Origin of the sequence: Eoetvoesiella sp., assembly GCF_035555955.1 — a bacterium.
In the GTDB taxonomy this organism is placed as follows: domain Bacteria; phylum Pseudomonadota; class Gammaproteobacteria; order Burkholderiales; family Burkholderiaceae_B; genus Eoetvoesia.
The window spans coordinates 1-11,155 of the sequence record NZ_DATMGA010000008.1; the positions used below are offsets into that span (position 1 = coordinate 1).

The following is an 11,155-nucleotide window of genomic DNA, read 5'->3' on the forward strand; positions in this document are numbered from 1 at the left end:
CCCCACCTTGGGCACCACGTTGCGCACCGGCGTCTGGCCGCCGACGGCGGCGGCTGCGGCGTTGGCCGAGGCCAGCGCCTCGTCGTAGTCGGAGTGGTGGTACTGCACGTTCTGCACATGCGGTTGCGCCGCTTCGGCCTCGGCCTGCTCGACCTGCTCGGACGACTGCACGCGCACCGTCATCAGCACGCGCACCACGTCGTCGCGGACCCGCTCCAGCATGCCCGAGAACAGTTCGAAGGCTTCGCGCTTGTATTCCTGCTTGGGATTCTTCTGCGCATAGCCGCGCAGATGGATGCCCTGGCGCAGGTAATCCAGCGCCGACAGGTGCTCGCGCCAATGCGTGTCGATCGCCTGCAGCATGATCGAACGCTCGAACTGCGACCACGATTCCTCGCCCACCTGGTCCACCTTGGCCTGGTAGGCGTCGCGGGCCGCGGCCACCACGCGCTCGCGCAGTTCCTCGTCGTTCAGGTTGGGTTCCTTTTCCAGCATCTCGGTCAACGGCAGATGCAGGTGCCAGTCGGCTTCCAGCGCCTTTTGCAGCGCGGGGATGTCCCACTGCTCTTCGACCGATTCCGGCGGCACATAGGTATTGAACAGCTCCGTCACGGCCGCATCGCGCAGGTTGTGCACGGTGGCGCCGACGCTGGCGGCTTCCAGCACGTCATTGCGCTGCGAGTACAGCACCTTGCGCTGGTCGTTGGCGACGTCGTCGTACTCCAGCGATTGCTTGCGGATGTCGAAGTTGCGGCCTTCCACCTTGCGCTGCGCGGTCTCGATCGAACGCGTGACCATGCCGGCCTCGATGGGCTCGCCCTCGGGCAGCTTCAAGCGCTCCATGATGGCGCGCACGCGGTCGCCCGCGAAAATGCGCATCAGGGAGTCTTCCAGCGACAGATAGAAGCGCGACGAGCCCGGATCGCCCTGGCGGCCCGCGCGGCCGCGCAACTGGTTGTCGATGCGGCGCGACTCGTGGCGCTCGGTGCCGATGATGCGCAACCCGCCCGCCGCCTTGACCGCCTCGTTGGCGGGCTGCCAGTTGGCCTTGAGGCTTTCGATGCGTTCGGCTTTTTCCTCGTCGGACAGGGTTTCGTCCTGCCTGATGAAATCGATCTGCTTCTCGACGCTGCCGCCCAGCACGATATCGGTGCCCCGGCCGGCCATATTGGTGGCGATGGTGATCCGCCCCGGCACTCCCGCCTCGGCGACGATTTCTGCCTCTCGCGCATGCTGCTTGGCATTCAGGACTTCGTGCGGCAGGCCGGCCTTTTTAAGCAGGCCCGACAGCAGTTCGGAATTCTCGATGCTGGTGGTTCCGACCAGCACCGGCTGGCCGCGCTTGTGGCAGTCTTCGATGTCGGCCTTGATGGCGTTGTACTTTTCGTGGTCGGTCTTGAATACCTGGTCGTTCTGGTCGATACGGGCCATGGGCCGGTTGGTGGGAACGATGACGGTTTCCAGGCCGTAGATTTCCTGGAACTCGAACGCCTCGGTATCGGCCGTACCCGTCATGCCCGCCAGCTTGTCGTACATGCGGAAGTAGTTCTGGAAAGTGATGGACGCCAGGGTCTGGTTTTCGTTCTGGATGCGAACGCCCTCTTTGGCCTCCACTGCCTGATGCAGGCCGTCGGACCAGCGCCGGCCCGCCATGAGGCGCCCGGTGAACTCGTCGACGATGACCACTTCGTCGTTCTGCACCACGTATTGCTGGTCGCGGAAGAACAGGTTGTGCGCGCGCAGCGCCACCATGAGGTGATGGATCAGCGAAATATGGCGGGGCTCGTACAGCGAGTCGCCCTCGGGCAGCACCTTGATGTCGACGAGGATTTGCTCGGCCTTGATCATGCCGGCCTCGGACAAATGCACCTGCTGGCCCTTTTCGTCGACCCAGAAGTCACCCTCGGGTTCGGGCTCGTGGGGCTTGGGCTCGCCCGACATGCGCGTCATCATGGGCGGCACGACGTTCATGCGGATGTACAGGTCGGTGTTGTCCTCGGCCTGGCCGGAGATGATCAGCGGCGTGCGGGCTTCATCGATGAGAATGGAGTCGACCTCGTCGACGATGGCGTAGGCCAGCTCGCGCTGGCGGCGGTCTTCGGCGCGGTACTCCATGTTGTCGCGCAGGTAGTCGAAACCATATTCGTTGTTGGTGCCGTAGGTGATGTCGGCCGCGTAGGCGGCTACCTTTTCCTCGTTCTCCTGCTGGGGAACGACCACGCCGACCGACATGCCCAGAAAGCCGTACAGCCGGCCCATCCACTCGGCATCGCGCCGGGCCAGGTAATCGTTGACGGTCACGACATGCACGCCCCGGCCCGACAAGGCATTCAAGTAGACGGCCAGCGTGGCCATCAGGGTTTTACCTTCGCCGGTGCGCATTTCGGCGATCTTGCCGGTGTGCAGGGTAATGGCGCCAAGCATCTGGACGTCGAAATGGCGCATGCCGAATACCCGCTTGCTGGCTTCCCGAACTACGGCAAAGGCTTCCACCAGCAAGCTGTCCAGCGAGGCGCCCGCCTGGTACCTGGAACGGAACTCGTCCGTCTTGGCCTGCAGCTGCTCGTCGGACAAGGCAACCATGGCAGGTTCGAGCGCGTTGATTTGTGCGACTTGCTTGCGATATTGCTTGAGTATCCGATCGTTGCGACTACCAATAAGCTTTTTTAGCAAAGAAACCATTCTTGTGTCGATGATGCGGGCTAACCGGCCTGCGGCCTGCTGCCTGGCTCATATTATTTAGGGTTGGCGGCAATAACCGCAGGAAAACGAGACAGTTTAACGCACCTTAGGCAAGATGGCTTCAACTTGCTCCGATGCGTCCGCGACTGCGGTCGGGCCGGGCTGCACCCTGGCCAGGAACAAGGTTGGATTCAGCGGATGGCCCGCCATACGCACCTCGAAATGCAGATGCGGCCCGGTCGAACGCCCGGTGGTGCCCACGTTGGCGATAACCTGGCCCTTCTCGACGATGTCGCCTACCTTGACGTCCAGCCTGGAGGCATGGGCATAGCGGGTTACGAGACCATTGCCATGGTTGATTTCGACCATTTTGCCGTAACCCGACACCCGCCCCGCCTCGGTCACGACGCCCCCCGAGGCGGCCCGGATGGGGGTTCCCCTGGGCGCCGCGAAATCCAGGCCTTCGTGCATGGCGTAGCGGCCAGTGACCGGATTGCGGCGCCAGCCGAACGACGAACTCAAATAAGGGTAGTTGACGGGCTGATAGGTAGGCAGGCTGGCTTCGACCCCGGCCCGTTTTGTAAGGGCCAGGTCCAGCATGGCGAACCGGTCGTTCTGCAAGGCCACCTGCTGCTGCAGCCGGTCGAGCTCGCGCCCCAGGCTCTCCGAAGAGCGCAAGGCGGCGTCGTCGGGAGTGATGTAGTCCATGACGGTCGCCTGGGCCTGGGTGAGATCCGCCTGGATCTCGGGGTCGGTATACGATACCCCGGCCACTTGCGCCACGCGCTTGCTCACGCCCTCCATGGCGATGAGCTTGGCCTGCAGGTCGCCCACCTTGGCGGCCAGGAGGTCGACATTGCCGCGAATATAATTGGAGTCGCGCACCGCCAGGTCGGCCAGTGCGCGCTCTTGTGTGGCGCTGAGCGCGGCCGGAGGGTTCACGCGGGCCTGCACCCAGGCGCCGGCCCCGGCGGCCAGGCCCAGGCCAAACATGGCCAAGGCCGCGGCCAGGGGCAACTTAAGCCCCTTGGCTGCGGATTCGCCGGACAGCCCCTTCAACAATACAATTCTCACTAGAAATCCTTACTAACACATTTAGATACTAGAGCCGCATGCCCCGAAATCCAGGACAACCGTTCGACAAACGCGGCTCCGCCAGCCACACGGCGGCGGACTGGCTGGGCAGCGACCAGCACGGCGCCAATGTGCTGTCGACGGCGCGCATGCTGCTGTCCATAGAGCAGGCCGCAAAACAGGTTTTGCCGCCCGCCCTGGCACAGGTTTGCAAAGTAGCGCGTATAGACAGACAGCAAATCACGCTGGCGGTTCCCAGCGCGGCCTACGCGGCCCGACTGCGGCAGTTGGCCCCCCGCATCGTTCAGCTATTGGCGGGAAATGGATGGAACCTTAATGAAATCAGCGTCAAGGTTCAAGCCGGCTTGTTACAAAGCCAGACAAAAACAGCACGGACCAAGTCAGCCGTGCCATTGGACGACAACGCGCTGGATGCGTTTGAAAGACTCAGGAGCAGCCTGAAACCCGGGCCCCTGGCCGACGCCATAAGCCGGCTGCTGGTTCATCACGGCAAAGCCGAATAACCGGCCAGGCAGCCATTTTAATGCAAACCGGGATTCCGCTGGTTTGCTAGGCGAACTTCCACTCATTGGCAAACGCCTTGGGCGCCGCGGCGGGAGATTCGTAGGTAACGAGTTCCCAGGACTCCTGATTGGCCAGCAAGGCGCGCGCCAGCTGGTTGTTCAGGCCATGGCCCGATTTGCATGCCACATACTTGGCTACCAGGGGCTTGCCCAGCAGATACAGGTCGCCGATGGCATCGAGTATCTTGTGCTTGACGAACTCGTCGTCGTAGCGCAGGCCATCGGAATTGAGCACCCGGTATTCGTCCATGACGATGGCGTTGTCCAGGCTGCCGCCGCGCGCCAGCCCGGCCGCCCTCAGGGCCTCGACCTCGCTGACAAACCCGAACGTGCGGGCGCGGGCAATGGTCTTGACGTAGGAATCGCGGGCGAAGTCGACCTCGGCGAAGTTGGCCGTGGAGTCGATGGCCGGATGGTGGAAATCGATGGCGAACGACAGGGCAAAACCGTCGTAGGGTTCCAGGCGCGCCCATTTCAGGTCGTTGCCTTCGCCCTCTTGCACCTCGATGGTTTTGAGAACCTTGATGAACTGCTTGGCCGCCGGCTGTTCGAGCAGGCCCGCCGAACGCAGGAGATATACGAACGTGCCCGCGCTGCCGTCCATGATGGGCACTTCCTCGGCAGTAAGATCGATATGCAGGTTGTCGATACCCAGGCCGGCCAGCGCCGACATCAGGTGTTCGACCGTCGAGACGCGGACATTGCCCTTTTGCAGAACCGACGCCATGCGCGTACCGCCCACATTCACGGCCTGTGCGGGAAAGTCGACCACCTCGGGCAGGTCGACGCGATGAAACACAATCCCCGTGTTGGGGTCGGCCGGACGGAGCGTGATTTCGACTCGACGCCCGGAGTGAAGCCCCACACCCTTTGTGCTGATCGCTTTTTGGATGGTGCGCTGACGTAACATACAGTGTTTGAAGAAAATATGGACACGGATTGCAGGCAAGGCCTATGCAATCGACCCCGTATTGTAACAAACTTGAGAGCCATGCTCTAAGTTTTAACGCAATCGCCTGCCGGTTGCTCTTTCAACATGTTTCAAAAGATCCGCGGCCGCGCCTCTTCCCCGGGGAAGAAGAAGCTGCGCGGCCAAGCCGGAAGCCGGCGCCGGGTCGACGGCGCCCGCAAACATGCGAGAGTCGTTGTTTACAACAATACGCCGATATCAGTCCGCCTGTTTGCGCAGGAAGGCCGGAATATCGAAGTGGTCCATGCCCGCGGTTTCCAGGGCGCGCACCTGGGCCGTGGCCTGGCTGCGCGGATTGCGGATCACCGCCGGGACTTCCGAGTTGGCGAAGTCGTGGCCGCCGATGAAAGGCTGGTTGTCCGTGCCCGTGCGCTGGACTTCGGCATGGTTCTGCACCAGTTGCGGACGCGACACCGCGTTGCTGCGGCCAAGGCCGGTCGCCACGACGGTAACGCGCAGGTTTTCACCCATGGATTCGTCGTACGCCGTGCCGTAGATGACGGTAGCGTCCTCGGCGGCGTAGCTGCGGATGGTGTCCATGATCTCGCGGGTTTCGCGCATCTTGAGCGTGCGGCTGGCGGTGATGTTGACCAGCATGCCGCGCGCACCGTGCAGATCCACGCCTTCCAGCAGGGGGCAAGCGATGGCCTGCTCGGCCGCGACGCGGGCGCGATCCGAGCCCGCGGCAATCGAAGTGCCCATCATGGCCTGGCCTTGCTCGCCCATGATGGTCTTGACGTCTTCGAAGTCGACGTTGACATTGCCTTCGACATTGATGATCTCGGCGATGCCCGCGCACGCATTGTGCAGCACGTCGTCCGCAGCCTTGAAGCAGTCTTCCTGCGTGGCGTCCTCGTCCATCAGGTCGTACAGGTTCTCGTTGAGCACGACGATCAGCGAATGCACGTGCTTGGACAGTTCGTTGATGCCCTCCTCCGCCATTTTCAGGCGCTTGGAGCCCTCGAACGAGAACGGCTTGGTCACCACGCCCACGGTCAGGATGCCCAGCTCTTTGGCGACCTCGGCCACCACGGGGCCCGCGCCGGTGCCCGTGCCGCCGCCCATGCCCGCCGTAATGAAGACCATATGCGCGCCGGTCAGGGCAGCGCGGATTTCCTCACGGGCGGTTTCCGCGGCCGCACGGCCTTGCTCGGGCTTGGCGCCGGCACCCAGGCCGGTGCGGCCAAGGCGGATCTGAACAGGCGCCTCGCTGGTCGTAAGCGCCTGGGCATCGGTATTGGCGCAGATGAAATCCACGCCATGGATGCCCGAACGGATCATGTGCGCCACGGCATTGCCGCCCGCCCCGCCCACGCCTACGACCTTGATAACGGTACCGCTGCTGCTGTTATCGAGCATTTCAAAATTCATCATGATTGACTCCCTCACATATCCAAATTAAAGCGATTAATACGAAAAAAAATCCCCGGTACTGCCGTTTCGGAAATCGCTTCAAAAGAAATGCCAGCCTGTCGACTCGCACCTAATTTGAAACGCCTCCCCAGTTACGGACGATGCTGCCGTCCGCCCCCTCAAGGCCTTCTTACGGGCCTCAATTCATGAACCACTCTTTCATCCGCGCCAGCAGGGACTTGACGCTGCCCTTCTGCTGGGCCACCTTGCGGCCGCGCGCACGCTGCAGCCGCGCCTCGATCAGCAGGCCCATGACGGTTGAAAAACGTGGATTATGCATGACATCGGCCAGACTGCCTTCGTAGTCGGGCACGGCGACGCGCACAGGTTTCAAAAATACGTCCTCGGCCAGTTCGACGATGCCCGGCATCAAGGCCGTGCCGCCCGTCAGAACCACGCCCGACGCCAGCAGGTCTTCGTAGCCGGACTCGCGCACGATTTGCTGGACGAAGGTAAACAGCTCTTCGACGCGCGGCTCGATGACGGCGCCCAGCGCCTGGCGCTTGACCTGCCGATTCGGCCGGTCGCCCAGGCCCGGCACTTCGATGTGTTCGTCGGCGTTGGCCAGCACCTGCTTGGCGACGCCGAAGCGCAGCTTGATTTCCTCGGCGTCCGGCGTCGGGGTGCGCAGCATGGCGGCGATGTCGCTGGTGATCTGGTCGCCGGCAATCGGCACGACGGCGGTATGGCGAATGGCGCCGCCGGTATAGATGGCGATGTCGGTCGTGCCGCCGCCGATATCCACCAGCACTACGCCCAGTTCCTTTTCATCCGCGGTCAGGCAGGAAAGGCTGGACGCCAGCGGCTGCAGGATCAGGTCCTGGACTTCCAGGCCGCAGCGGCGCACGCACTTCACGATGTTTTGCGCGGCGCTTACCGCGCCGGTCACGATGTGCACACGCACCTCCAGGCGCAGCCCGCTCATGCCGATGGGCTCGCGGATGTCCTCCTGGGAATCCACGATGAACTCCTGGGTCAGCACGTGCAGCACCTGCTGGTCGGTGGGAATGTTGACGGCCTTGGCGGTTTCGATGACGCGCGCCACGTCGGTGGGGGTGACTTCCTTGTCCTTCACCGCCACCATACCGCTGGAGTTGAAGCTGGTGATGTGGCTGCCCGCAATGCCCGTATACACCTCGCGGATTTTGCAGTCGGCCATCAATTCGGCTTCTTCCAGCGCGCGCTGAATCGAATTCACCGTGGCTTCGATATTGACCACCACGCCCTTGCGCATGCCCTGGGATTCATGCTGACCCAGGCCAATCACTTCGAAGCGCCCTTCCGGCAATATCTCGGCCACCACGGCCACCACCTTGCTGGTGCCGATATCGAGTGCAACGATCAGATCCTTGATGTCACGAGTCATAGGTTTTCTATTTAGTAGAGGTATGTGAAACAGGGGCCAACGTAATGGCAAAACCGTTGGCGTAACGTAAATCGGCGCTATCTACCACACGCCCGTTCAGGCGCTTCGTCAACATCGGCCAGGCGTTCACGAAGCGCTCGATCCGGGCTGCGAACGGCAGCGCGCCCGAACGCCCGTGCGGATCGGCCACATCGGCCGCCGGGTCGCGTCCCAGGCTCAGGCGCAGCCCGTTCGACAATTCAACCGACCACGCATAACGCGGGCTCAACGAAATTTCGCTTACATGCAGGTTCAGGGGCGCAAACCAGCGCGCCACCTCGGCATAGCGCTGCACGACCAGGCGCTCGGAATTATCGGGGCCGTAGAAATGCGGCAACCCGGCATCGTCCGGCAACTCGCCCTGGTTGGCGCTGAATGCCTCTCCCCAGGTGTTGATCATTTCGTCCTCGTTCCACAAGGCCAGCGGCTGCTGCTCTTCGATCTGGACCCGCAAGGTGTTGGGCCAGACACGGCGGATGCGCACATGGCGCACCCACGGCACGGTCTCGAGCAACTGGCGCGTCTTGTCCAGGCTGACCGTAAAGAAATTGCCCTTGATCTGGCCCGCTATGGTGGCCTGCACCGTCGCCGAGGACACGTAGCTCAGCGCGCCGGCCTGCAGCGGCTCGATCTGGATTTGCGCAATGGCGAAATACGGCCGCTGCGCCACCCAGACGACGACGCTCGCAATCATGGCCAATACCGCCAGCAAAGCTAGCGTATTGGCTATGAAGTTCGTGAGGCGGGCGTCGTTGAACACGTTCGGGTCGCTCCTGATTAAATACTGGCCGGCGGCGGCTGCACTTTGCACGACGCGCTTTCAAGAATGATCATGCAAAGCTCGGCATAGCCGATGCCTGCCGCCTTGGCCCCCATGGGCACCAGCGAATGGCTGGTCATGCCCGGCGAAGTATTCATTTCAAGCAGCCAGGGCCGTCCCTGCGCGTCGAGTATGAAGTCGGCCCGGCCCCAGCCTTCGCAATCCAGCGCGCGGTACGACTCGACGGCAAGGCGCTGCAACTGCGCAGCGGCGGCCTCGTCGAGCTGGGCGGGGCATATATACTGCGTATCGTTCGACACATACTTGTGCTCGTAATCGTAGTTGCCTTGCGGCGCAATGATCTCGACGGCAGGCAGTGCGCGCGCATCCGGGCCCTTGCCCAGCACCGGCACGGTCAGCTCGCGGCCTTCGATGAACTGCTCGACCAGCACATCTTCGTCGTAGCGGGCCGCCAGTTCGTATGCCGCCCGCAACTGGGATTTTTCCGTGACCTTGGTCACGCCCAGCGTCGATCCCTCGTGCGGCGGCTTCACCATGAGCGGCAGGCCGAGCCCGGCAATAGCGCCATCGAAGTCCGCCGAGCCCGAAAGCACCGCGTAGCCCGGCGTGGGCAGACCGCGCTCGAGCCAGACCTTCTTGGTCATGATCTTGTCCATGGAAAGGCTGGAGGCCATGGGGCCGCTGCCGGTGTACGGCAGTTGCATGAGCTCGAGCATGCCCTGCAAGGTGCCGTCCTCGCCGTAGCGGCCATGCAGGGCGATGAACACGCGATCGAACCCTGCATTGACCAGGTCGATCAAGGTGCGCGTGCCGGTGTCGAACAAATGGGCGTCCACGCCCTGGCTGCGCAACGCATCGCACACTCCCTGCCCGGACATGAGCGACACCTCGCGCTCGGCCGAACGGCCCCCATACAACACACCGACATGGCCAAACCGCGCGTTCATAACAACTCTCCTACTTGTGCGGGTACTTTGCTGATGGACCCCGCCCCCATGACGATCACGACGTCGCCGTCCACGGCGAAGTCGGCAATCGCCCGCGGCAGATCCTTGACATCCTCGACGAACAGGGGCTCGACCTTGCCCGCCACGCGTATCGCCCTGCTCAAGGCCCGGCCGTCGGCCGCGACCAGGGGCTGCTCGCCCGCCGGATACACGTCGGTCAGCAGGACCGCGTCCGCCGAGCTCAGGACCTGGACGAAGTCCTCGAAACAATCGCGTGTGCGGGTATAGCGATGCGGCTGGAATGCCAGGACGATGCGCCGCTGCGGCCAGGCGCCGCGCGCTGCCGCAAGCGTAGCAGCCATCTCGACGGGATGGTGTCCGTAATCGTCAATTAATGTAAAGCTTCCACCGCCGCGGGCGGCCGACACCGGGAAATCGCCATGCTGGGTGAACCGGCGGCCCACGCCGTTGAACACGGCCAGGGCTTCGGCGATCGCCGCGTCGGGCACGCCCAGCTCGGTCGCCACGGCAATGGCGGCCAGGGCGTTCAGCACATTGTGCACACCGGGCAGATTCAGGCTGATGGCCAGCGAAGGCAAAGAACCGGCGGCGCTGCGCCGCTCCACGTCGAAATGCATCACCGTTCCCTGCGCACGCACGTTCACCGCGCGCACCAGCGCATCGGGGTTCACGCCATACGTCGTCACGGGACGGGAAATGAAGGGAATGATTTCGCGCACATTGGCGTCGTCGCTGCATACGACGGCGCTGCCGTAGAACGGCAGCCGCTGGGTAAATTCGATGAAGGCGCTCTTGAGCCTGGCTACGTCGTGGCCATAGGTGTCCATATGATCGACGTCGATGTTCGTGATGATGGCCATGACCGGCAGCAGGTTCAGGAACGACGCGTCGGACTCGTCGGCCTCGACGACGATGTACTCGCCCTGGCCCAGCCGCGCATTGGCGCCGGCCGAGGTCAGCCGCCCGCCGATCACGAAAGTGGGATCCAGCCCGCCTCCGGCCAGCACGCTGGCCACCAGGCTGGTCGTGGTGGTCTTGCCATGAGTGCCCGCCACCGCAATGCCCCGCTTCAGGCGCATGAGCTCGGCCAGCATCAGGGCGCGCGGCACCACGGGAATATGCGCGGCGCGCGCGGCCAGCACTTCGGGGTTGTCGCCCGACACGGCCGTCGACGTCACGATGGCGCCCACGCCCTTGACGTTGTCGGCGCTATGCCCGATGGTGACTTTCGCCCCCAGGCTCGCCAGCCGGCGCGTCACCGCCGACTCCTGGATATCG

General features: G+C 63.2%; 9 protein-coding genes. 1 reads left to right on the top strand and 8 read right to left on the bottom strand.

The window, feature by feature from the left end; all coding sequences use genetic code 11:
• Together secA and VNT00_RS01440 are read right to left on the bottom strand one after the other, a co-directional pair.
• The coding region (gene secA / locus VNT00_RS01435) for a preprotein translocase subunit SecA (protein ID WP_325583760.1) at positions 1-2,682 on the bottom strand (2,682 nt) is incomplete at its 3' end.
• Positions 2,683-2,778: 96 nt separating this feature from the next.
• A complete protein-coding gene (locus VNT00_RS01440) occupies positions 2,779-3,756 on the bottom strand; it encodes a M23 family metallopeptidase (protein ID WP_325583763.1) in 978 nt (325 codons plus the stop codon).
• Between the two features lie 38 nt (positions 3,757-3,794).
• Between VNT00_RS01440 and VNT00_RS01445 the strand changes: the two genes are divergently transcribed.
• Positions 3,795-4,280: a DciA family protein gene (locus tag VNT00_RS01445; RefSeq protein WP_325583765.1), complete on the top strand. Its 486-nt coding sequence runs from the start codon at positions 3,795-3,797 to the stop codon at positions 4,278-4,280.
• Positions 4,281-4,326: 46 nt separating this feature from the next.
• Here the strand turns inward: VNT00_RS01445 and lpxC are convergent, their stop codons facing one another.
• The 6 genes from lpxC to murC all read right to left on the bottom strand — a co-directional run.
• Complete coding sequence (gene lpxC, locus VNT00_RS01450) at positions 4,327-5,250, bottom strand: UDP-3-O-acyl-N-acetylglucosamine deacetylase (RefSeq protein ID WP_325583767.1); 924 nt, start codon at positions 5,248-5,250, stop codon at positions 4,327-4,329.
• Between the two features lie 258 nt (positions 5,251-5,508).
• Positions 5,509-6,684 carry a cell division protein FtsZ gene (gene ftsZ, locus VNT00_RS01455; protein ID WP_325583769.1) on the bottom strand — a complete coding sequence of 392 codons (1,176 nt, stop codon included), beginning with the start codon at positions 6,682-6,684 and terminating at the stop codon, positions 5,509-5,511.
• Between the two features lie 178 nt (positions 6,685-6,862).
• On the bottom strand, positions 6,863-8,089 hold the full coding sequence (gene ftsA, locus VNT00_RS01460; protein ID WP_325583771.1) for a cell division protein FtsA: 1,227 nt from the start codon (positions 8,087-8,089) through the stop codon (positions 6,863-6,865).
• A 7-nt stretch (positions 8,090-8,096) separates the two neighbouring features.
• A complete protein-coding gene (locus tag VNT00_RS01465) occupies positions 8,097-8,888 on the bottom strand; it encodes a cell division protein FtsQ/DivIB (RefSeq protein WP_325583773.1) in 792 nt (263 codons plus the stop codon).
• A 17-nt stretch (positions 8,889-8,905) separates the two neighbouring features.
• Positions 8,906-9,856, bottom strand: coding sequence for a D-alanine--D-alanine ligase (locus tag VNT00_RS01470; RefSeq protein ID WP_325583775.1), 951 nt, complete (start codon positions 9,854-9,856; stop codon positions 8,906-8,908).
• On the bottom strand, positions 9,853-11,155 hold a 1,303-nt coding region (gene murC, locus VNT00_RS01475; protein ID WP_325583777.1), incomplete at its 5' end, for a UDP-N-acetylmuramate--L-alanine ligase. The genes VNT00_RS01470 and murC, both read right to left, overlap by 4 nt.